The following is a 22,463-nucleotide window of genomic DNA, read 5'->3' on the forward strand; positions in this document are numbered from 1 at the left end:
ATGCAGGAAAATCTATCCGTGGCGGGAATCCGCCGGTGGTGGTGTTTGGAACGGAGTTGGCCAGCAACCGCGGATTTCGGACGTAGAGCCGAGTGCGCGCCGGACGCGAGCCCTTATAATGATCTCTGGTATTAAGTCCATATGCTTTCACGTCATTCGGCTGTCATGACGCGATGCAAATAGTGCTGGATTTTAAACGGCTTCCGTCAACTGCGCATATGCATTGCGCACCAGTGCGGCGCTGTGGTGCCAGCTGAACTTGCTGGCCTGCGCGCGCAAGCTAGCGGACGCCTCCGCCGTCGGGACACTCCCTATCAGAGAGCGAAAGGCCGCAGCCCAGGCGTCGATATCCAGGGCCGCCACCTTGATCGCGAGACCATCGGCGATCTCGTCCATGGACGTTCCCAAACTATGGACCACCCGTGTTCCGCATGCCATGGCTTCAACAACCGGCATGCCGAAACCTTCATAGATCGAAGGGAACATGAGGGCGATGGCACCCTCATATAGGCTCCGGAGCTGTGCATTGGACACGGTGCCGAGAAACCGGAGCGCGCCGGCGGCGCGCATGGCATCGGTTTCAGGCGGAAGGTCGAGTTCGCCCCAACCGCCGCCCCCGACGACGACCAGCGGCGCACGCGCACGGTCTGCCTCCGATAGCAGGCCAAACGCCTGAATCAGAGTGCGTAGGTTCTTGCGCGGCTCCAGCGTGCCGACGGCCAAAAAATAGTCTTGCGGGATGTCAAGCTCAGCCAAATCTGGGCGAACAGCGGCTGCGCCGAGCGGACGAAAGATGTCGCTCGCCGCAGGCGGGGCCACGAAGATCTTCTCGCGCGGATAGTTGAAGACGGTCGCAATCTCGTTGCGACTGAACTCCGAGATGGTCTGAACGAGCGGCGTGCGCCCGAGCAATTCTGGGAGCTTCTCAAGCCTGCGCAGACGTTCCTGCGGATGCGTTTCAGGGAATCGGACAAATGACAGGTCGTAGATTACCGGAAGGGTTACAACGCCGGGGTCGGCAAATGGTAGGAAGTTGAAAGCGTGAAAGATGTCGAAGGATTGTCGCTTCACCGTGCGCTGAAACTGAGCGCGATAGATAGCTGGCGCGAGACTCGATTGTCTGAGGGCGGCAACCAGCCTCTTCTTCATGCCGACGGCGCCTCCGGCAGCCGGCTGGTTCGCGCGCTGGCTCTCCTTAGCCGCGCTCAATCGATCCAACGCGGTCCTGTCGAGCGACGCCCACGATGTCAGGCCGAAACCGGAAAAGCGGAGCTCGGGATTGTCCTTGAGGAGCGCCTCAATGAGATGAAACGAGTAATTGCCGATCCCGGTCATCTGGCCGGCCATCACTCTCATTTCAATGCCGATATGAATGCTCTCTAAATCCAAAATTCATCCGCCCATAAGCGATTTGCGTTTCACGAGAGGTGTTCCTGAAATTCGCGAGGAACTTCTGCTGCGCTCTTGCTCATCTACAAGATGCTATATACGGAATTCAACGTTGATGCGACTTTCGTTTTGTGGATGCACATCTGGGCCGCGAGAAGGCGATAACCCAATCCCTTCACTGTCGAGCGCTGCGAGCCGGCGGCTGTTGCAATCTCAAGAGCGCCTAAGCGTAACTTGTCTCCTCCGGTTATCCTATGTACTGATTGGCCACTCGCGCGCCTCGCCGATCCTCGCTACACTGGGGCGGCGGCCTTGCAGTTTGTGCTACGATCATCGACACGGGTGTTTGAGCGCCTCTAATAATTCAATCGTTATGAGCTCCTCGGTTGATCTGTGCCCCAAAATCCTTTGCAAGAGTCTTTGGGAAGACGAGGCCCTGAGCAGCGCACAAACCTGGGGACGGCAATGACCGAGAGAGATAGCGTGACACATTATTCGACGAGTACAGACATCGTTTCTGCGCTTAAGTCCAAAATGATCACCGATGCCTTACCCCTTTGGTCAGGAGCGGGCTGGGATTCGAAATCAGGCGGTTTCATTGAGCGCCTTGACCGCGACGGGCGCGCTGACCTCGTCGCCCCCCGCCGTGTCCGCGTGCAAGCCCGCCAGATCTACTGCTTCGCCAAGGCCGCGGAGCTCGGCTGGTATCCTGAAGGCGCCGAGATTTCGCGCCAGGGTCTCGATTACATGCTGGCCAGGGCGAAGGCGCCGGATGGCAAGCCGGGCTTCGTGCATATTCTCGCGCCCGATGGTTCGGTGCTGAACCCGCTGCGTGATACCTATGACCATGCTTTCGTCCTGCTGGCACTGGCGACGGTCTATCAACTGGATCGCGATGCAAAGGTGCGCGCCGAGATCGATGAATTGATGCAGTTCATCGATACGCAGTTGCGCTCGCCCGATGGCGGCTATGTGGAGGGTGTGCCGGCGTCGATGCCGCGTCGGCAGAATCCGCAGATGCATCTGCTGGAGGCGTTCATCGCCGCCTTTGACGCGACCCATGACCAGGCGTTCCAGGCCCGGGCCGGCGATCTGTTTGGTCTGTTCTCGTCGAATCTGTTCGACACGAAAAAGGGCGTGCTCGGCGAATATTTCGAACGGGACTGGTCGCGGATCGAGCCGGTCAGCGTCGAGCCAGGCCATCAGGCCGAATGGGTCTGGCTGCTCAAGGGCTTCGAGCGCATCACCGGCTGCCCGACCGGCAGGCAGCGTGCCGCGTTGCTCGAATCCGCGCTGCGCTATCGCGATGCCACCGGTTGTCTGGTGGACGAAGGCGATGCCCAGGGCAATATCGTCAAATCGTCGCGGCGGTGCTGGCCGCAGACCGAGATCGTCAAGGCCTTCGTCGCGCAGGCGGAGTCTGGTGTCGAAGGCGCTGCCGAGGAAGCGCGCGCCGCGCTGATGCGGTTGGACAAATATTATCTGCAGCATCCCGTCAAAGGCGGCTGGTACGATCAGTTCGACGGTGAGGGACGCTCGCTGGTCGATACGATCCCGGCGTCATCCTTCTATCACATTCTATGCGCGGTCGCCGAAGCCGAACGGGTGCTCGGCGCCTGACTGCCTTGCGATCTAGCGGGTGGCTTCGTTCGGATCCGTCGGCTTGGTCCGGAACACGACGAAATGCGACATGGTGAAATTGACCACGAAGCCGGCAAGGATTGACGCAAGCTTGGCGGCATAGACCGGGATGAAGTTCGACAGCACCACCAGCGTCGTTGTGGTGGCGATGACGCCGAGAATGCCGGAGGCGACGAAACTCAGATAATCCTTGCGTCGCAGCACGCGGCCGGATTCGGCGCGGAACGTGATCATGGTGTTCATGACGTAGGAGCACGACACCGCAACCAGCCAGGCCATGACATTGGCCGGCACCAGCGCCAGTCCGAGCACCTTATAGGCGAGGGTGAAGATGGCGAGATCGATCACGGTGTTGCCGAGGCCGATCACGCCGAAGCTGATCATCTTCGATACCGTCGGGCGCGACAGCCAGGTCTCGACAATTTGTGGTAAAATCAGTCTCACGGCAGCAGCCATCCTCGATCTGGGCGGCTGCATAGCAGGATCACCCAGGGAAGTCCGACTTTTTATGATGCGCCGCGGCAGGCCTGATCAGTCAGTTCCCGCGCTCGTCGGCGATGACCTTGCCGTCATTGGGCAGCGAGGCCGGCGCCACCAGCTCCACGGCCCCGCCGAGCTTGCTGACGGCCCTGAGAGAGGCCGTGACGGCCTCCAGAAGGCCAGGCGTATTCGGAGCGGTCGTTTCGGCTTTCAGTACCATGGCGTCATTCTCGCCGTCCCGCGACACCACCAGCCGTAGCCGGCCGAGTTCCGGGTGCCGCTTGCCGATTTCGGCGACCTGTTCGGGCCGCACGAACATGCCCTTGACCTTGGTGGCCTGGTCGGCCCGGCCCATCCAGCCCCGGATGCGCATATTGCTCCGGCCGCAGACGCTGGGGCCGGGCAGGGCGGCCGTCAGGTCGCCCAGCGCCAGCCGGATCCACGGGTGGTGAGGATCCAGCGAGGTCACCACGATCTCGCCGACATCGCCCTCGGCCACGGGTTCGCCGGTGCCAGGAGTCACGATTTCCAGGATCAGGTCCTCATTGACGATCAGGCCGTCCCGGGCCGTGCTCTCATAGGCGATGAAGCCTAGATCGGCCGTGGCGAAGGCCTGATAGGCGTCGATGCCGCGCGAGGCGATCTCGGCCTGCAACGATGGCGGGAATGCTGCGCCGGACACCATGGCGCGCTTGATGGACGAGACGTCGCGATTGGCCGCCTTGGCGGCATCGAGCAGGATCTTCAGGAAATCCGGCGTGCCGCTATAGGCGGATGGCCGATAGGCCTCGATCAGTTCCAGTTGTTGTTCGGTATTACCCGGCCCAGCGGGGATCACGGCACAGCCGACCGCCCGCGCGGCGCCGTCGAAGATGAAGCCGCCGGGGGTCAGGTGATAGCTGAAAGTATTCAGCACCACGTCGCCTGCGCGGAAACCTGCGGCATAGAGCGCACGCGCGCCGCGCCAGGGATCGGCCTGTTTCGATTCCGGCTCGAAAATGGGCCCCGGCGAGGTGAACAACCGGCCGAACGAGCCGGTCGCGCCTGACACGAAGCCGCCGAATGGCGGGCTGGCCTTGTGCAGGGCCGGCAGGTCGGATTTGCGCAGCACCGGCAATTGCGCCAGCGCGGCGCGGTCAACGATGGCTGCGGGATTGATGCCCTTGAGATGCTCCGCATAGGCCGGCGCCTGCATCGCGTGGCGCAGCACATCCGGCAGGCGCGAAAACAGATTGGCCTGGCGCTGCGACGGATCGCAATTTTCGAGTGTGTCGAAGTGGCGCATCTGGGTGTGTCCTGGTCGTTTGACGTCGTTACGTTGTTCCGGTGCTCTGTCATGCCGTGCTAGTGGGACATCATGTCGTCAGAACGCATTGTCCAATGGCTCGAAAGCTTCGGCCAACTCGATTGTCCTGCTGCCGTCGTGCTGGCCGCGCTGGTGGTTGCCTCTTCGTTCTTGCCGGTCCCGCGAACATTCGTCGTGCTCGGTGCCGGTGCTGCATTCGGCTTGCGCTCTCTCGTCGTCATTGTTCCAGTCGCCGTGGCTGCATCCATTCTGGCCTTCATGCTGGCGCGCTCCGTTCTGCGCGGTTGGGTGGAACGGCAGACCGGGAAACGCGCGGCCTGGCGCCTCGTTGCCCAAGCCGTCGATGACGAGGGCTGGCGCATCGTCGCACTGATGCGGTTCGGCGGACCATTGCCCAATTCGGTGCAAAATTATCTGTTCGGTTTGACAAATATCGGACTGCTCCCGTTCGCCCTGGTCACTTTCGTGTTCACGCTGCCGCAGATCGTGCTGTACGTGTATCTCGGTGCGTCCGGACGGGCGCTGCTGCTCGATGATGGACCGATGCCGCTCAACCGTGTGCTGATTGCCATGGCCCTCGTCATTGTGCTCGTCATCCTGTTGCTCGTGTCGCGCCGTATTCGCGCGATCCTCGCGCGCAAGACCGGCATCGCGACCTGCGGGGCCGTGAGCAGCTAAAGCCATCGCTTCCTGCGCTTGAAGCTCTTCAGGTTCTTGAAACTCTTGCGCTGGTCGCCGGCGCCGCCGAGATAGAATTCCTTCACGTCCTCATTGTCGCGCAGTTCATCCGCAGTGCCGTCGAGCACCACCTTGCCCTGTTCCATGATGTAACCGTGGCTGGCGACGGAGAGAGCGGCGCGCGCATTCTGCTCGACGAGCAGAATGGTGACGCCGAGATCGCGGTTGATCTTCTTGATGATGGCGAAGACCTCCTTCACCAGCAGCGGCGACAGCCCCATGGACGGCTCGTCCATCAGGATCATTTTCGGCCGCGCCATCAGCGCACGCCCGATCGCCAGCATCTGCTGCTCGCCGCCGGAGAGATAGCCGGCGAGGCCGGTGCGCTCCTTCAGGCGCGGGAAATAATCGAACACCATATCGATATCAGAGGCGACCTCGTTGTCGCGCCGGGTAAAGGCGCCGAGGCGGAGGTTCTCCAGTGACGTCATGTCGGACACGATGCGGCGGCCTTCCATCACCTGGAAGATGCCGCGGCGGACGATCTTGTCGGGGTCGATGCCGTCGATGCGCGCGCCATCGAACAGGATCTCGCCGCGCGTGACCTCGCCGTCTTCGGTTTTCAGGAGCCCGGAGATCGCCTTCAGCGTCGTCGACTTGCCGGCGCCATTGGCGCCGAGCAGCGCGACGATCGCGCCCTTCGGCACCTCCATGCTGAGACCGCGCAGCACCAGGATCACGTCGTCATAGACGACCTCGATATTGCGGATGTCGAGGAGCGGGGCGGTGGCGGGCGCTGTTGAAACTTGCGCGCTGGTGTCGATAGCTGTCTGCATCAATGACGCTCCTGAGATCGGCTGGTGCTAACCTCTCCCCGCCTGCGGGGAGAGGTCGACCCGGCGTAGCGCGGCGAAGCCGGGGCGGGTGAGGGGGACTCTCCACTTGCTCCGAGCCCGCGGAGGCTCCCCCTCATCCGTCGCGGACTGCGTCCGCGCCACCTTCTCCCCGCCTAGCGAAGCTTCGCTTCGCCTTGCGGGGAGAAGGAAAGAATTACCACCCATGCCATTCCGGCTTGCGTGGCAGCTCGACTGTCTTCACCTTCTCGAGCTTGATCGTGCCCTTGGCCATCAGGTCGTTGAGATCGCCGTCGGTCGAGCCGGAGACCTTCGAGCGATACAGATCGACCTTGGTGGTGGGACGGTGATCCTTGTCGGTCCAGGTTGAGGGATTGCAGACGCCGTCCATGCCGGCCGGCACCCAGTCCTTCTTCTGGTAGAAGCCCTTGGCGACGTTCTCACCGGTGGCGCCGCCGTTCTTCGCGGCCCAGTCGAGCGCTTCTTTCATATAGAGCGAGGTGCAGACCGCGGCGATGTAGTGCACCGGGCGATAGATCTTGCCCGACGGGTCGGAGATCTTGGAGATTTCCTGCACTGTCTTCATGCCGGGCGCGTTGCCGCCCCAGCTCACCGCCGTGCGCAGCGGGAAGATCACGCCATCGGCAGCATCGCCTGCCGCCTTTGCGGCGTTTTCATCCATGCCCCACACATTGCTCATGAACTGCACGTCGACACCTGCTGCCTTGCAGGCCTTCATCACCGAGATGTTGGAGGCTGCGGTGTTGCCCAGATACGCGTAGTTGGCGCCGGCGCTCTTCAGGCTGAGGCACTGCGCGCTGTAATCACCGGGCGTGAGTGCGAAGACCAATGGCGGCAGCACTTCAAAGCCGAGTTCGGCGGCGAGTGCTTCACCCGCAGCCTTTGGTGCGTTGGGGTAGGGATGATTGGCGCCCATATGGACATATTTGGGCTTGCCACTCTTGCCCTTCGCCTTCCAGTCTTCCGCCGCCCAGGTCAGCTCGGCGCGCAGCGCGTCCGAATAGGACGGGCCGTAAAAGAAATTATACGGCGCAGGTTTTGCCTTGCCGCCGGCGCCGGTCGGATCGGTCAGCGCGGCCGAGTAGGAGCCCGAGATATCCGGGATCTTGTCCTGCGCGAGGAAGCCGGTGAGCGCCTCGGTATCCGCTGTGCCCCAGCCCATGATCGCCGCGACCTTGTCGGCGCCCGACCATTTCTTGTACAGCGCGATGGCGCGCGGCACCTGGTAGCCGTAATCGTTGCTATCGAGATTGACCTGCTTGCCACCGATGCCGCCGTTCTTGTTGATCCAGGCATAGGTATCGACCACGCCCTGGCCATAGGGCGTGCCGACATCGGAGGTGCCGCCGGAATAATCGGCGAGATGGCCGACGGCGATCTGCGCCTGCGCACTGGCGGACGCGCCGGCGATGAGCAGGGCAATGGACGCGGACGCAAGATATGATTTCATCGTCATGAGCATTCTCCCGTTGGATTTTAGTTTTTATCGTTTCGTCTAGTCATCCCGTCCTCAATGCGAGAACGGGTAGAGTTTCCAGTAGGTCTTGATCTGCCGCCAGCGATGCGCGAGCCCGTCGGGCTCGAACACCAGGAACGCGATGATGATGAGGCCGATGGCGATCTCGCGCAGGAATGTGAGGTTGTTGTTGAGCGCGAGCGCCTTGTCGATGACGCCGCCTTTCAGCTCCATGCTGATCCATTCCATCGCTTCCGGCACCAGCATCACGAAAGCCGTGCCCATCAGCGTGCCCATGATCGAACCGGTCCCGCCGATGATGACCATGGCGAGGAACAGGATCGAGCGCTCGATGCCGAAGCCTTCATTGGAGACCACGAGCTGGTAATGCGCATAGAGTGCGCCGGCGATTCCGGCGAAGAACGCGGCCAGACCAAACGACAGCGTACGATATTTGGTGAGATTGATGCCCATGATCTCGGCGGAGAGATAATGGTCGCGCACCGCCACCAGCGCGCGCCCATCGCGTGAGCGCATCAGATTGGTGACCAGCAGATAGCTGACGACCACATAGGCCAGCACGACGTAGAAATACTTCCGGTCGCCGCGCAACTCATAGTCGAAGATCGAGAACGGCTTGGCCATTGCCGGCACCGAGCCGCCGGAGAACCATTCGGCGCGCGAGAAGAAGTCGATCAGGATGTATTGCGCAGCAAGCGTGGCAATGACGAGATAGAGCCCCTTGAGCCGCGCCGCCGGCAGGCCGAAGATCAGGCCGACAATGGCGGTGACGATGCCTGCCAGCGGGATCGCAAAGAACACCGGGATCGGCGTCTTGTTGGAAATATAGGCCGAGGTGAAGGCGCCGAGCAGGAAGAAGGCGGCATGGCCGATCGAGATCTGGCCGGTAAAGCCGACCAGGATGTTGAGCCCCAGCGCCGCGATGCCGTAGATGCCGATCACGATCATCTGGCTGAGCCAGTATTCGCTGAGTAGTTGCGGCGCGAAGCAGATCAGCACCACGCCGAGGATCGCGAAATTGCGGCCGGTGGTGGTCGGGAAAATCGTGGTGTCGACCGCATAGCTGGTGCGGAAGTCGCCGGCCGGGATGAGGGAGGGACTGGCCATGATGCTTATACCCGCTCGATGTCTTTGGTGCCGAACAGGCCGTAAGGCTTGATCATGAGAATGATGATGAGCACGTAGAACGGGGCGACTTCGTAGAGATTGCCCCAGTGCAGATATTCGCTGTCGACGAATTGCGCGAAGTTCTCGAGCAGCCCGATGATGATGCCGCCGACCACGGCGCCGCCGATGGAGTCGAGGCCGCCGAGGATCACGGCGGGGAACACCTTGATGCCGTAGATCGACAGGCCCGATGACACGCCGTTGACCACGGCAACCACCACACCCGCGACAGCGGAGACCATCGCCGAGATCGCCCAGGCCATGGCGAACACGGTCTTCACGGAAATGCCGAGTGACTGTGCCACCTGCTGATTGAAGGCGGTGGCGCGCATCGCCAGACCCCACTTCGACACCTTGAAGAACCAGGCCATGCCGAGCATCATCAGCACCGACACCACGAGGCTCATGACATAGACGGTCTGGATCTGCAGGCTGCCTATCGTCACCGACTGGCTGGTGAAGACGCGCGGGAACGGCTGCGGGTTGACGCCGTAGATCCATTTCAGCGCCGCCTGGAACACGGCCGACAGTGCGATGGTCACCATGATGACGGATATAATGGGCTCGCCGATCAGCGGCCTGAGGATGACGACCTGCACCAGAATGCCGAAGGCGAACATGAACACCAGCGTCATCGGCATGCCCAGCCAGAACGGCACCTGATATTTGGTCAGCAGCGTCCAGCACACCCAGGCGCCGATCAGCAGCAATTCGCCCTGCGCGAAGTTCACGACCTGCGTGGCCTTGTAGATCAGCACGAATGACATCGCGACCACGCCATAGAGCGTGCCGACCACGAGGCCGTTGACGAGAAGCTGAAGAAGGAACTGCGTGTTCATTTTTGGCGCCGGAGTGCTAACCTCTCCCCGCTTGCGGGGAGAGGTCGGCGCGTAGCGCCGGGTGAGGGGGAGCTTCCACATGCGCAAGGCCAATGCGGTCAGAACCACACGTGCCAGAAGGCTGCGGCGAGATTCGACCGATGCCGAGAATGCGCTTTGGTATCGCCTTCGCGCACGTTCCCTGGACGGGCACAAGTTTGTGCGACAAGAGCCGATCGGCAACTACATCGTCGATCTGATCTGCCGGGAGCGGGGCCTGATCGTCGAGGTGGATGGTGGGCAACATGCTAACAATGTGCGCGATGCTGCCCGTGACCAGTGGCTGGTCGAGCATCATTACCGGGTGCTCAGATTCTGGAACCATGATGTCCTGAGCAATATTGATGGCGTGCTCGAAGTCATTGCGACAGCGCTTGCGGAGACTCCCCCTCACCCGGATCGCAAGGGCGATCCGACCTCTCCCCGCAAGCGGGGAGAGGTTAGCTAGACCCGGGACGCCGCCGTTTCCTGACCTCGCCCCGCTTGCGGGGAGAGGTCGACCGGCGAAGCCGGGCGGGTGAGGGGGAGCTTCCACATGCGCAAGGCCAATGAAGGTCGAACTGCGCGGTCGCGACACTTGAGACAGACGTCCACGGATGCCGAGACCAAGCTTTGGAACCGGCTGCGCTCGCGGCAGATCGACGGCTGCAAATTCGTCCGGCAGGAGCCGATCGGGCCTTACACGGTTGATTTCGTGTGCCGCGAGAACCGGCTGATCATTGAAGTCGATGGCGGCCAGCACGCCGACAATGCGGCAGATGTCGTTCGCGACAACTGGCTGGTCGATCATCGCTACCGCGTGCTGCGCTTCTGGAATAACGACGTACTCGGCAATATTGATGGCGTGCTCGAAGTCATTGCGACCGCGCTTGCCGAGACTCCCCCTCACCCGGATCGCAAGGGCGATCCGACCTCTCCCCGCAAGCGGGGAGAGGTTAGCTAGAACCGGGACGCCGCCGTTTCTTGACCTCGCCCCGCTTGCGGGGAGAGGTCGGCAGGCGCGCGTTAGCGCGCGTGCCGGGTGAGGGGGGCTCTCGGCGAAACGCAGACCTGTCAAAGCGCGTAGTCCCATCATTCCGCCGCCTCCATCACCTTGTCCCGCGCCATGTCCACCACGACCAATCTCGTGCGGATGCGCTGGGAGGTGCCGTCCTGGAAGCGGATGGTGGTGTCGACGGGGATATCCCGCGCACCGCCATAGATGCCGTCGATGATATCCGCGTACTTCTCGTTGATGACGCTGCGGCGGACCTTCCGCGTGCGGGTCAGCTCGCCGTCGTCGGCGTCGAGCTCCTTGTAGAGCAGGAGGAATTTGGCGATGCGTTGGGCAGGCGGCAGCGTCGCATTCACCGTCTCGACTTCCTTGCGGATCATCTCATAGACCTCCGGGCGCGACGACAGGTCCGTATAGGTCGTGAAGGAGATGCGGTTCTTCTCGGCCCATTTCGAGATGATGGAGAAGCGGATGCAGATCATCGCCGCAAGCGCGTCGCGGTTGTCGCCGAGCACCACGGTCTCGGCGATATAGGGCGAGAACTTCAGCTTGTTCTCGATATATTGCGGCGAGAAACGCTCGCCGCGCGCGGTCTGCGCCAGATCCTTGATGCGGTCGATGACCACGAGCTGCTTGTTATCGTTGAAATAGCCGGCATCGCCGGAATGCATCCAGCCATCGCGCAGATCGGCGGCGGAGGCTTCCGGTGCCTTGTAATAGCCGAGGAACATGTTGGGGTGCCTGACCACGATCTCGCCGACACCCTGCACATCGGGATCGCGGATTTCGATCTCGATGCCGCCGCCCATGGCAATGCCGGTGGTGTCGGGGTCGACGGCATCCGGCGGATGCAGCGTGAAGGCGCCAAGCGTTTCGGTCTGGCCGTACAGGGTGCGCAGCGGCACGCCCATGGCGCGGAAAAACTTGAACGTATCCGGCCCCAGCGCCGCGCCGCCGGTGGCGGCCGAGCGCAGCCGTGTGAAGCCCAGGCGATCGCGGAGCGCGCGGAACAGCAGCGTATCGGCCACGGCCGAGCGCTTGCCCTGTGCGAGTGCGGACAGGCCCGACTTCATGCCGAGCTGATACAGGCTCTGCTTCAGCGGCGATGAATCCATCACCCGCGCGCGCACGTCGGCGGCGATGCCTTCCCAGACGCGCGGCGCGAACAGCACGAAGGTGGGCGCGATCTCGCGGAAATCATTCATCATGGTGTCGGCCTGCTCGACGAAGTTGACCTTCATCCGGCTCAGCAGGCCTTTGCCGAGCGCATAGACCTGTTCCATGATCCAGGGCAGCGGCAGCACCGAGACATACTCGTCATCCGGTCCCTTCGGGTCGAACGACAGATACACTGCGCAGTGGCCGAGCACGCGGCCGGCCGCCAGCATCGCCAGCTTGGGATTCGACGTGGTGCCGGAGGTGGTGCAGAGGATCGCCACATCCTCGCCCCTGGTTGCATCGACGAGCTGATCGTAGAGACCGGGCTCGCGTGCCGCACGGTCGCGGCCCATCTGCGCGAGCCTGTCGGCTTGCAGCAGACGCGGGTCGTCATATTTCCGCATGCCGCGCGGATCGCTGTAGATGATGTGCTTCAGCGCCGGCACGCGCTCGGCGAGGGTGAGCAGCTTGTCGACCTGTTCTTCATCCTCGGCGAACACGATCTTGGCTTCGCCGTAGTTCAGCAAATAGGCGGCTTCCTCATCGAGCACGTCGCGATAGAGACCGAGGCTCATGCCGCCGATGGCATGGGCGGCGATCTCGGCCGCGACCCAGTCCGGCCTGTTGTCGCCGATAATGCCGATAACGTCGCCACGGGCGATACCGAGTTCGGCCATGCCGAGCGTGAAGTCCTTCACGCGCGTGTGGTAATCATTCCAGCTGAACTCCCGCCACAGGCCGAAATCCTTCTCGCGCAGCGCGATCTCCCGGCCATGTTCCCTGGCGTTGAGGCGCAGCAGTTTCGGATAGGTGTCTGCCTGTTTGACGCGCCCGGCGTAATCCATCATGCCGCATTCTCCGCAGCGATGGGCGCATGGTCGGGATCGATCAGCGCTTCGTCTTCTTCACCGAGATAGGCGCGCTTGACGTGGGGATCGGCCAGCACGGCGGCCGGATCGCCCTCGGCGATCTTGCGGCCGAAATCCAGCACCATCACCCGATGCGAGATGTCCATCACGACGCCCATGTCGTGTTCGATCATCATCACCGTCATCCCGTACTCTTCGTTGAGGTCGACGATGTAGCGGGCCATGTCCTCCTTCTCCTCGAAGTTCATGCCGGCCATCGGCTCGTCGAGGAGGATCAGGTTCGGCTCCAGCGCCATCGCGCGCGCCAGTTCGACGCGTTTGCGCAGACCATAGGGAAGGGTGCCGGCGGTGGCCTTGCGGACGCTCTGCAGGTCGAGAAAGTCGATGATCTCCTCGACCTTGCGGCGATGCTCAAGCTCTTCCTTGCGCGCGCCGGTCAGCCAGTACAGCGAGCCGGTGAGGAAGTTGTTCTTCAGGAGGTGATGGCGGCCGACCATGATGTTGTCGAGCACGCTCATATGGTGGAACAGCGCGAGGTTCTGGAAGGTGCGGCCGATGCCGAGACCGGGGCGGGCGTTGGGATTGAGACCCGTAATGTTTTTGCCGTGATAGAACAGCTGGCCTTCGGTGGGGCGATAGCGACCCGAGATGCAGTTGACGATGGAGGTCTTGCCGGCGCCGTTCGGCCCGATGATCGAGAACAGCTCACCGTCATTGACAGCGAAACTCACATCGGTGAGCGCGCGAACGCCACCAAAGCGCAGTGAAACCCCGCATACGTCCAGAGCAACCGCCACGCAAATCCTCCCAGATACGGCGCTTGTCGCGCTCTTTATCCATGTTCCTCGGATGGTCCCGAGCCTACATCGCCCGGTCTCGCTAAGCCATTCTACTAATGACCTTTCGCGGTGGTCTTCCCTACGTCAAATCGGTATCCTGAATTGTCTCGCGGCGGACAATCTGCCTGCCAATTTGTCGCGCGAGCGTTCTTTTGCGCCGCAACATTCAAAGTGAAGCCGGACCCTATGATTGCTGCAGATCATCTCAAGCGCATCGCGGCGTGGGCGCGGGACCTGAACGAGAAGGAGATCGAGGTCGCCCGCGCGGGCATTGTCGAGAAGTCGTTCAAGGCGAATGAATTTGTCTCCATGCGCGGCGATCAGTTCGACTACTGGACCGGCGTGGTGAGCGGTCTGGCGAAGATCGGAACCATCTCGCGCAGTGGCAAGGAAGTCAGCATCACTGGCCTGACGGCCGGCACATGGTTTGGCGAGGGCAGCGTGCTGAAGAACGAGCCGCGCCGCTACGACATCGTCGCGCTGCGCGACTCGCGGCTTGCGCTGATGGAGCGCTCGGCCTTCCTGTGGCTGTTCGAGAACAGTGTCGGCTTCAACCGCTTCCTGGTCTCGCTGTTGAACGAACGGCTCGGTCAGTTCATCGCGCTGACGGAATATGGCCGCATGCTCGATGCTACCGGGCGCCTTGCGCGCTGCATTGCCTCGCTGTTCAACCCCATCCTGTATCGCGACGCGACCCGCCATCTGGACATCACGCAGGAGGAGCTCGGCTCCATCACCGGCATCTCCCGGCAGAAGGCCAACCAGTGCCTGCAGACGCTGGAAAAGGAAGGTCTGCTGCGGCTTGAATATGGCGGCGTGACAGTGGTCGATCTTGAAAAGCTGGGCAGCTACGGCGAGTAGCATTTTCCCTCGCCCCGCCCGGGCGAAGCGAAGCTTCGCTAGGCGGGGAGAGGTCAGGAAGGTCGCCACTACACTTCCAGCCATTCCTTGCGCACGGCGTCATTGGCCTTGAGCTCTGCCGGCGTGCCCTCGAATACGATACGGCCGTGGCCCATCACATAGACCCGGTGCGAGATGCGGAGCGCGATCGACAGCTTCTGCTCGACCAGCAGGATCGCGACGCCGCGGCGCGCGATCTCCGCGATGAGATCGCCGACCTGCTGCACGATGATCGGTGCCAGGCCCTCGGTCGGCTCGTCGATCATCACCAGCTCGGGGTCGCCCATCAGCGTGCGGCAGATCGTCAGCATCTGCTTCTCGCCGCCGGACAGCACGCCCGCGGCCGTGTCCGCGCGTGCGGCGAGATTGGGAAACATGCCGAGCATGTCGTCGAGCTTCCACTTGCCGGGATGGCGCGGATCCTTGACGCCCAGCATGAGATTTTGGCGCACCGTGAGGCCCGGGAAGATGTCACGATGCTCCGGCACATAGCCGAGGCCGAGATGCGCGATCTTGAAGCTCGGCACGCCGGCGATATTGGCGCCCTTGAAGGTGATGGTGCCGTGCGGCGGCACTTCGCCCATGATGGCCTTCACCGTGGTCGAGCGTCCGACGCCGTTGCGGCCGAGCAGGCTGACGACTTCGCCGGCATCGATATGCAGGTCGACGCCCTGCAGGATGTGGCTCTTGCCGTAATAGGCGTGCAGGTCCTGAACATTAAGCATAGGGCCTTGGAGCATCACACCACTTCCTCGCCGAGATAGGCTTCCTTGACCTTCGGATTGCCGCGGATTTCCTCCGGCGTCCCTGAGGCGATGATCTGGCCATAGACGAGAACCGAGATGCGGTCGGCGAGGCCGAACACCACGCTCATATCGTGCTCCACGATCAGCAGCGTTCGCCCCTCGGTGAGCCGCCGGATCAGCGCCACGGCGCGCTCGGTCTCGGCGTGACTCATGCCGGCGGTGGGTTCGTCCAGGAGGATGACGTCGGCGCCGCCTGCGACGGTGATGCCGATTTCGAGCGCGCGCTGTTCGGCATAGGTCAAAAGGCCGGCGGGCACGTCGCGGCGCGACACGAGGTTGATATCCTGCAGGATCTGCGCGGTGCGGTCGCGCACCTCGGGCAGGTTGTCGACATTCTTCCAGAACGCGTAGCGATGGCCGGTCGCCCATAGCACGGCGCAGCGCAGGTTTTCCCACACGCTCATCTTGGCGAACACGTTGGTGACCTGGAAGCTGCGGGACAATCCGCGGCGGTTGATCTGGAACGGCGGCAGGCCGGAGATCACCTGATCGCGCAGCAGGATGCTGCCGACTGATGGCTTCATATAGCCTGATATCAGATTGAACAGCGTGGACTTGCCGGCGCCGTTGGGACCGATCAGTGCATGGCGCTCGCCGTGCGCGACCGTCAGGTTGACGTTGCGGATGACGGAGGTGATGCCGAAGGTCTTCTCGACACCGCGGAGTTCAATGGCGGTGCTCATGCGGCCACTCCCTTCTCGCGCGCGGCGGTGAGGGCGTCGTCCCAGCTTGCCGCGACCCGTGCCCATGTCTTGCGCGCAAGCAGGAAGCCGCCGATCAGCAGCACGGCCGCAACGGCCCAGATCGCGGGATTTGCCGCATCGAACGGGATGCCGAAGGCCTTGATGTGCGAGTCCTCATTGGGATTGACGGTGAAGTGCACGGTGGTCTCGATCATCAGCATCAATCCGGTGATCATTGCCAGCGTCGGTAAGAAGGCGACGAGATAGCTCGGCAGCACGCGGCTGAGCGTACCGCCCTTCAGCAGGGGACGGTGCATCATCAGCAGCCCCGTGATGCCACCGGGCGCGAACATCACCACGGCGATGAAGATCAGGCCGAAATAGAGCTGCCAGACCTGCGTAAGGTCGGACAGGCCGAGCGACAGCAGCGTGACGAAGATCGCGCCGACGATCGGGCCGATGAAGAAGCCGACGCCGCCGATATAGGTGGCGAACAACACGGTGCCGGACTGCACGGCGCCGAGATAGGCGGAGTTGGCGATCTCGAAATTGATCGCGGCCAGTGCGCCTGCAATGCCGGCGAACAGGCCGGAGAAGCAGAAGGCGATATAGCGGATGATGTGCGGATCGTAGCCGACGAATTGCACGCGCTCGGGATTGTCGCGCACGGCATTGCACATGCGCCCCAGCGGCGTGCGGGTGAGGGCGTACATGGCGATCACTGCGATCAGCGTCCAGGCCGCGACGAGATAATAGATCTGGATCTGCGGACCGAAGCTCCAGTCGAACAGGCGCAGGACCTTGGTGCGGTTGGCGGAGACGCCGGCCTCGCCGCCGAAGAAGGTACGCAGGATCAGCGCCGACGACGCCATTAGTTCTGCGACTCCGAGCGAGATCATCGCAAAGGCGGTGCCGGAGCGCCGCGTCGAAACCCAGCCGAGCAGCATGGCGAAGATCAGGCCGGCCGCACCGCCGACCAACGGGATGACAGGCAGCGGAATGGCAAACTTGTTCCTGGCGACGATGTTGATGGCGTGGATCGCGAGGAAGCCGCCGAGGCCATAATAGACCGCGTGTCCGAAGGACAGCATGCCGGTCTGGCCGAGCAGGATATTGTAGGACAGCGAGAAGATGATCGAGATGCCGATCAGGCTGAAAGTGGTCAGCGACCCGCCCGATGAAAACAGCTTCGGCAGCACCAGCAGGAGCAGCGCAGCGGCGATCCAGATGCCGTAGAATTTCATCCGGTCGGAGGCGGCGGGGCGCGGCGGCGCGATGGTTGCGGTAGCGTCGCTCATGTGTCGCGTGTTCCCAAGAGGCCCATCGGGCGGAAGATCAGGATCAGCACCAGCAGCAGATAGGGCATGATCGGTGCGATCTGGGCGACGGTGACGTTCCAGATATCGGACAGCCATGTGGTGGCGTAGTCGGGACCAAGCGGGCCAAAGGCGCCGGCCAGTGAGCCATCCATGGAGACCGCGAAAGTCTGTATCAGGCCGATCAACAGCGAGGCGATGAAGGCGCCGGGCAGCGAGCCCAGGCCGCCGACCACCACAACCACGAACAGGATAGGTCCGAGCAGCCCGGCCATATTCGACTGCGTGACAAGGGCAGGGCCGGCAATGACGCCGGCGACGGCGGCCAGCGCAGTGCCGACGCCGAACACCAGCATGAAGATGCGCCCGACATTGTGGCCGAGATGGCCGACCATATGTGGATGGGTCAGAGCTGCCTGGACAATGAGGCCGATCCGCGTGCGCTTCAGTACCACCAGCAATCCCACGAAGATCACGATCGACACGGCGAGCATGAAGATCTTGAAGGCGGGGTAGTTGGTCGAGAACAGCGTGAAGGCCGGGAAGTCGAGCAGCGGAGGCACGCGGAAATCGACGGGATTCTTGCCCCAGATGATCTGGACGATTTCCTCGATGGCGAAAGCAAGCCCGAAGGTAAACAGCAGCTCGGCGACATGGCCGTTCTTGTGGACGTGGCGCAGGCCGTAGCGTTCGACGGCGGCGCCGAGCGCACCGGCGAGCAGCGGCGCGACGATCAGCGCCGGCCAGAAGCCGAACCAGCGGCTGATCTGGAAGCCGAAGAACGCGCCGAGCATGTAGAAACTGGCATGGGCGAAGTTCAGCACGCCGAGCATGCTGAAGATCACCGTCAGGCCGGAGGCCATCAGGAACAGCAGCATACCGTACAGCACGCCATTGAGCGTGGAGATGACGATCAGTTCAAGCACGTGTGTGCCTCTCGGGTGAGGTCAATGCGGAGCGCTGGTCTTAACCTCTCCCCGCCTGCGGGGAGAGGTCGGATTGCGCAGCAATCCGGGTGAGGGGGACTCTCCGCGGGCTTATCAGCTTGCGGAGAGTCCCCCTCATCCGACCCGACCTTGCTTCGCAAGCTCGGGTCACTTTCTCCCCGCCTAGCGAAGCTTCGCTTCGCCGGGCGGGGAGAAGGAAAAGCTTACGGGCGTTCCATCTTGCAGGTCGTCGGCAGCATGGTCTGTGCCGTGTCGACCTTGGCGACCGTCTTCCAGCCCCAGCCGGTCTTTTCCTCGTCGAACGGTTCCTTGTTCTTCAGCTCGCCGAATTGCGCGATATACATCGGCTGGAAGAACTGATGATCGTCCTTGCGCATGGTGGCTTGCCCGCCATTCAGCACTTCGAATGTCATGCCTTCCAGCGCCGCGGCGACCTTCACGGGATCGATCGACTTCGCTTTCTCGGCGGCGGCGGCGAACATGCGCATTTCGTTGACGGCGCGGGGATACACATTCGTCTGCCCGTCGAACTTCGCACGGAATGCCTTTTCGAAGGCCTGCGCTTCAGGCGTGCTTCCGTTCGGAAGCCCTTCGACGATGCCGTATACCTGGTCGTTGAGACCCGCCTGCTTGATCGCGGTGGGGCCGCCGGCGCCACCGGCATAATAAGTGTACCAGTTCACCTTCAGGCCGGAATCAGCCGCTGCTTTCAGCAGCAGCGCAATGTCCTGTCCCCAGTTGCCGGTGACGACACTGTCGGCGCCGGAGGCCTTGATCTTGGCAACATAGGGCGCGAAGTCAGTGATCTTCAGCAGCGGGTGCAGTTCGTCGCCGACGATCTCGACATCCGGGCGCTTCGTTTTCAGCATGGCGCGGGCCTGCGTGCGGACCGACTGGCCGAAAGAGTAATCCTGGTTGATCAGGTAGACCTTCTTCACGCTTGGCGTGGTCTTCATATAGTTGGTGAGCGCTTCCATCTTGATGTCGGAGCTCGCATCCCAGCGGAAATGCCAGAAGCTGCATTTCTCGTTGGTCAGAACCGGGTCGACGGCGGCATAGTTGAAGTACAGCACTTCCTTGCCGGGATTGCGGTCATTGAACTTGGTGACGAAGTCGGACAGAGCGCCGGCGACCGACGAGCCATTACCCTGGGTCAGATAGCGCACGCCGCTATCGATCGCCTTTTGCGCCTGGATCAGGCTTTCCTGCGGATTGGTCTTGTTGTCCAACGGGACGATCTCGACCTTCTTGCCGAGAATGCCGCCCTTGGCATTGAGCTCGTCGGCCAGATACTGGAAAGTCTTGAGGCCGACTTCGCCGACGCTGGCGCCACCGCCGGACAGTGGATCGATGTAGCCGATCTTCACGGTGTCCTGCGCCATCGCCGTGCCGCCGAGCAATGGCAGCGCAATGGACGCAATGAAGGCTAGTTTGCGCATGGTGTTTCTCCCTGGAAGCATTTGTGCTGGCCGTTGTCGCGACGCCGAATCTTGTGATCCATCCGTCGCTGGCCTTATGCCGGGAGTGTGAGCCAAGGCAGCAGAAGCTGCAAGCCTCAGTTGCAGTATCAATTAGACTTGGATGCTGCTTTCGCCTTCTTGGATATTGCTGTGTCGCCAATGATTTCCGCGGCGCGCAATTCGTCGATTTCGGTGGCGCTGAGGCCGAGGACGTTGCGCAGGACTTCGTCATTGTGTTGGCCGAGCGTGGGCGCGAGACGGGTGATCGGATAGGGCAATCTGGCACTGCCTTCGCGATAGGCAACGGAGGGCAGCAGATGCGGGCCCATGAAGACCTTTGTCACCGGCTGCCAGTGGCCGACGGCGAGCAGATGCGGATCGCCGGCCAGATCCAGCGGCAGTCGCGCAGTACCGGCGGGCACGCCGGCATCCTGCAGCGTCACCATGGCAAGGTCAGGCCGCACGGTCGTCGTCCAGTGCCGGATCGCGACCTCGATACGGTCTTCCTCGGCCCGGCGGCCGTCAGCCGTAGCAAGCGCGGCGTCATCGGCCAGGTCAGCACGATGCATGACTTTGCACAGCGCCTGCCATTCGTCGTCGCTGCGCACGGCAATGGTGATCCACTGATCTTCGCCGAGACACGGGAAGCAACCGTTCGGCACGAAGCGCGGATGCCGGTTGCCGATGCGCGGGCCCGATTTGCCGGTGGCGGATTGCTCGATAATAGACGGCGCGACCAGCGGCAGCAGGGCTTCCGTCGCGCTGAGGTCGATGTGCTGGCCGAGACCGGTGTTCTTCTGATGCATGAAGCCGAGCATCAATGCTGCCGCAGCACTGACGCCGCCAAAGGGATCGCCGAGTGCCGCATGCAGCATGGTCGGCGGATCGCCCTCGCGGCCAGTGACAGAAGGCAGGCCGGAGGCCTGTTCCAGCGTCGAGCCATAGGCGCGCACGCCGCTCCATGGACCGGTCATGCCGAAGGCGGGCATGGTCACGACAACGAGACGCGGATTGATCTTGTGCATAGCTGCGGCGTCGAGACCCATGCGCGGCAGCACATCGGCGGCATAGTTGTCGATCACCGCATCCGCGCCCGCGAGCAGTTGCTTGAGCAGATCCTTGCCGCGGGGATTGGTGAGATCCAGCGTGATGCCGCGCTTGTTGCGGTTCATCTGCTGAAACCAGTAGATCTTCTCGTAGGTGCGCTCGGGAAAATACGGCCCGCGCGGATCGGTGCCGCGAAACCAGTCGGGATACTGGCAGGACTCGACCTTGATGACGTCGGCGCCGAGATCGCCCATCTGCCGCGTCGCCGAGGGGCCGGCCCAGCCCATGGTGAGATCGATAATGCGCAGCCCCTTCAGCGGCTGCGGATCGTCCGGCGTGGCCTGTCGTGTCGCCACGCGCTGATGCGCGGGCAGGGCGCCCATCGTGTCATCGCCGGCAAATGGCGCGCGGCCATTCGGTTTGGGGCGCGAGCCCGTAAGTGTTTGCGGCAGCACCGGCGCATCGAATGATGCGGTTCCGATCTCGACTTTCGCGAAGGCGCCGCGATCGCGATAGTATTGCTGCTTCAGCAGCGTCTCCATGTCCGGCACGACAGCGAGGGGAAGGCGCAGTTCGATGCCCATCTCGAACCATTCATGTGCGCTCTTGTGCATCAGGATGGGCTGGAAGATGTCGAACAGCGCTTTGGAATTATTGGTGCGCGCGAGACCGTCGTTGAACTCGGGCTCGGTTTCCAGTTCGGGAAGGCCGAGCATCACGCAGAATGCAGCCCATTGCGCCGGTGTCACGACAGTGATGCCCAGCCAGCCGTCCTTGGTTGGAAAATTGCCGACGGGATAGCCGCGGCCGAATCGGTTGATGGCCATGCGTGGCCGGGTGAAGCCGACCTCCAGCGCGAGTCCCGTGTCGAACTCGCTGATCTGCAGCATCGCTTCATGCGCGCTCACGGCAAAGCGCCGCGCGCCGGTCTTGCGATCATACAGGCCGGCCAGTGTCGGAATGAAAGCGGTGAGGCCGGCCATGACGGCAATCTGACCGTCGCGCGGCAGCACCGGCGGGCCTTCCTGCGCCCCGACCAGCTTCACGCTACCCGCGAGACTGCGACAGACGGAGTCCGTTGCCTGATAATTGCTGTAGAGACCGTGCTCACCGAACCACGAGATCGCGGTGATCGCGAGGCCCGGTTGTTCCTTGCGCAGATCATCATGCGTCAGGAGCGATGTTGGAATCTCGGCGGGCGCTCGCGCATCGATCAACAGGTCGCAGTTCTTCAGCAACTCACGAATGCGCGCGACATCATCAGCCTTGTCGAGATCGGCAATGACGCTGCGCTTGTTGGTATTCAGCCACGCGAAATATCCGCTCTCGCGGCGGCCGTTGCCGGCATCCACCAGCGGCGGATAGTGCCGCGCAGGATCGCCGCCGGGCGGTTCGATCTTGATGACCTCGGCGCCGAAATCGGAAAACAGTTTGCCGCAGTAATCCAGCGTATCGCTGGAACCGATTTCCGCGACACGCAAATCCGATAATGGCAAGTTTGGCATTTCCGCCCGATCATTTTTTATGTGTTCGGGCATCATGTCGAGATGTGT

General features: G+C 62.4%; 20 protein-coding genes. 5 read left to right on the forward strand and 15 right to left on the reverse strand.

The features are described 5' to 3' along the window. Nucleotides 1–192: 192 nt before the first annotated feature. Entirely contained in the window at nucleotides 193–1,389 is a 1,197-nt protein-coding gene (locus ACEK02_RS06170) for a glycosyltransferase family 4 protein (protein WP_371420921.1), read from the reverse strand. A gap of 465 nt (nucleotides 1,390–1,854) precedes the next feature. On the opposite strand from ACEK02_RS06170, the gene ACEK02_RS06175 reads away from it, so the two are divergent. Then, nucleotides 1,855–3,009 (forward strand): AGE family epimerase/isomerase, encoded by a 1,155-nt coding sequence (locus ACEK02_RS06175; RefSeq protein WP_371420922.1) that lies wholly within the window; start codon nucleotides 1,855–1,857, stop codon nucleotides 3,007–3,009. 12 nt (nucleotides 3,010–3,021) lie between these two features. On the opposite strand, the gene ACEK02_RS06180 is transcribed toward ACEK02_RS06175, so the two are convergent. Both ACEK02_RS06180 and ACEK02_RS06185 read right to left on the reverse strand, forming a co-directional pair. Beyond that, on the reverse strand, nucleotides 3,022–3,474 hold the full coding sequence (locus ACEK02_RS06180) for a GtrA family protein (RefSeq protein WP_371420923.1): 453 nt from the start codon (nucleotides 3,472–3,474) through the stop codon (nucleotides 3,022–3,024). A 91-nt stretch (nucleotides 3,475–3,565) separates the two neighbouring features. Next, nucleotides 3,566–4,795, reverse strand: a complete 1,230-nt coding sequence (locus ACEK02_RS06185; protein WP_371420924.1) for a phenylacetate--CoA ligase family protein — start codon at nucleotides 4,793–4,795, stop codon at nucleotides 3,566–3,568. Nucleotides 4,796–4,867: 72 nt separating this feature from the next. Here ACEK02_RS06185 and ACEK02_RS06190 point away from each other — a divergent pair, with 72 nt between their 5' ends. Then, nucleotides 4,868–5,494: a TVP38/TMEM64 family protein gene (locus ACEK02_RS06190; RefSeq protein WP_371420925.1), complete on the forward strand. Its 627-nt coding sequence runs from the start codon at nucleotides 4,868–4,870 to the stop codon at nucleotides 5,492–5,494. Here the strand turns inward: ACEK02_RS06190 and ACEK02_RS06195 are convergent. The 4 genes from ACEK02_RS06195 to ACEK02_RS06210 all read right to left on the reverse strand — a co-directional run bounded on the left by ACEK02_RS06195 (nucleotide 5,491) and on the right by ACEK02_RS06210 (nucleotide 9,852). Then, nucleotides 5,491–6,330: an ABC transporter ATP-binding protein gene (locus ACEK02_RS06195; RefSeq protein WP_371420926.1), complete on the reverse strand. Its 840-nt coding sequence runs from the start codon at nucleotides 6,328–6,330 to the stop codon at nucleotides 5,491–5,493. The two genes, ACEK02_RS06190 and ACEK02_RS06195, sit on opposite strands and share 4 nt — an antisense overlap. Before the next feature lie 214 nt (nucleotides 6,331–6,544). After that, nucleotides 6,545–7,825, reverse strand: a complete 1,281-nt coding sequence (locus tag ACEK02_RS06200) for an ABC transporter substrate-binding protein (RefSeq protein WP_371420927.1) — start codon at nucleotides 7,823–7,825, stop codon at nucleotides 6,545–6,547. A 54-nt stretch (nucleotides 7,826–7,879) separates the two neighbouring features. Next, on the reverse strand, nucleotides 7,880–8,953 hold the full coding sequence (locus ACEK02_RS06205) for a branched-chain amino acid ABC transporter permease (RefSeq protein ID WP_371420928.1): 1,074 nt from the start codon (nucleotides 8,951–8,953) through the stop codon (nucleotides 7,880–7,882). A 5-nt stretch (nucleotides 8,954–8,958) separates the two neighbouring features. After that, nucleotides 8,959–9,852 (reverse strand): branched-chain amino acid ABC transporter permease, encoded by an 894-nt coding sequence (locus ACEK02_RS06210; protein WP_371420929.1) that lies wholly within the window; start codon nucleotides 9,850–9,852, stop codon nucleotides 8,959–8,961. Between the two features lie 79 nt (nucleotides 9,853–9,931). Between ACEK02_RS06210 and ACEK02_RS06215 the strand changes: the two genes are divergently transcribed. After that, on the forward strand, nucleotides 9,932–10,339 hold the full coding sequence (locus tag ACEK02_RS06215) for an endonuclease domain-containing protein (RefSeq protein ID WP_371420930.1): 408 nt from the start codon (nucleotides 9,932–9,934) through the stop codon (nucleotides 10,337–10,339). A gap of 87 nt (nucleotides 10,340–10,426) precedes the next feature. Continuing rightward, a complete protein-coding gene (locus ACEK02_RS06220) occupies nucleotides 10,427–10,834 on the forward strand; it encodes an endonuclease domain-containing protein (protein WP_371420931.1) in 408 nt (135 codons plus the stop codon). 128 nt (nucleotides 10,835–10,962) lie between these two features. Here the strand turns inward: ACEK02_RS06220 and ACEK02_RS06225 are convergent, their stop codons facing one another. Both ACEK02_RS06225 and ACEK02_RS06230 read right to left on the reverse strand, forming a co-directional pair. Further along, the gene (locus tag ACEK02_RS06225; protein ID WP_371420932.1) at nucleotides 10,963–12,891 is read right to left on the reverse strand and encodes a long-chain fatty acid--CoA ligase; all 1,929 of its coding nucleotides are present in this window, start codon (nucleotides 12,889–12,891) and stop codon (nucleotides 10,963–10,965) included. Further along, a complete protein-coding gene (locus ACEK02_RS06230; RefSeq protein ID WP_371420933.1) occupies nucleotides 12,888–13,709 on the reverse strand; it encodes an ABC transporter ATP-binding protein in 822 nt (273 codons plus the stop codon). The genes ACEK02_RS06225 and ACEK02_RS06230 overlap by 4 nt, the downstream gene beginning before the upstream one ends. Nucleotides 13,710–13,937: 228 nt before the next feature. Between ACEK02_RS06230 and ACEK02_RS06235 the strand changes: the two genes are divergently transcribed. Next, nucleotides 13,938–14,612 (forward strand): Crp/Fnr family transcriptional regulator, encoded by a 675-nt coding sequence (locus ACEK02_RS06235; protein WP_371420934.1) that lies wholly within the window; start codon nucleotides 13,938–13,940, stop codon nucleotides 14,610–14,612. Nucleotides 14,613–14,680: 68 nt separating this feature from the next. On the opposite strand, the gene ACEK02_RS06240 is transcribed toward ACEK02_RS06235, so the two are convergent. The 6 genes from ACEK02_RS06240 to ACEK02_RS06265 form a co-directional block, all read right to left on the reverse strand. Next, entirely contained in the window at nucleotides 14,681–15,376 is a 696-nt protein-coding gene (locus ACEK02_RS06240) for an ABC transporter ATP-binding protein (protein WP_371420998.1), read from the reverse strand. Nucleotides 15,377–15,390: 14 nt separating this feature from the next. Then, nucleotides 15,391–16,140 carry an ABC transporter ATP-binding protein gene (locus tag ACEK02_RS06245; RefSeq protein WP_371420935.1) on the reverse strand — a complete coding sequence of 250 codons (750 nt, stop codon included), beginning with the start codon at nucleotides 16,138–16,140 and terminating at the stop codon, nucleotides 15,391–15,393. Next, nucleotides 16,137–17,438 carry a branched-chain amino acid ABC transporter permease gene (locus ACEK02_RS06250; protein ID WP_371420936.1) on the reverse strand — a complete coding sequence of 434 codons (1,302 nt, stop codon included), beginning with the start codon at nucleotides 17,436–17,438 and terminating at the stop codon, nucleotides 16,137–16,139. Before ACEK02_RS06250 ends, ACEK02_RS06245 begins: the two co-directional genes overlap by 4 nt. Then, nucleotides 17,435–18,382, reverse strand: a complete 948-nt coding sequence (locus tag ACEK02_RS06255; RefSeq protein ID WP_371420937.1) for a branched-chain amino acid ABC transporter permease — start codon at nucleotides 18,380–18,382, stop codon at nucleotides 17,435–17,437. Before ACEK02_RS06255 ends, ACEK02_RS06250 begins: the two co-directional genes overlap by 4 nt. Nucleotides 18,383–18,606: 224 nt before the next feature. Further along, a complete protein-coding gene (locus ACEK02_RS06260; RefSeq protein ID WP_371420938.1) occupies nucleotides 18,607–19,842 on the reverse strand; it encodes a branched-chain amino acid ABC transporter substrate-binding protein in 1,236 nt (411 codons plus the stop codon). Between the two features lie 128 nt (nucleotides 19,843–19,970). Then, nucleotides 19,971–22,415 carry a CaiB/BaiF CoA transferase family protein gene (locus tag ACEK02_RS06265; protein WP_371420939.1) on the reverse strand — a complete coding sequence of 815 codons (2,445 nt, stop codon included), beginning with the start codon at nucleotides 22,413–22,415 and terminating at the stop codon, nucleotides 19,971–19,973. Between the last annotated feature and the right edge of the window lie 48 nt (nucleotides 22,416–22,463).

This window comes from Tardiphaga sp., assembly GCF_041424195.1.
GTDB lineage: Bacteria > Pseudomonadota > Alphaproteobacteria > Rhizobiales > Xanthobacteraceae > Tardiphaga.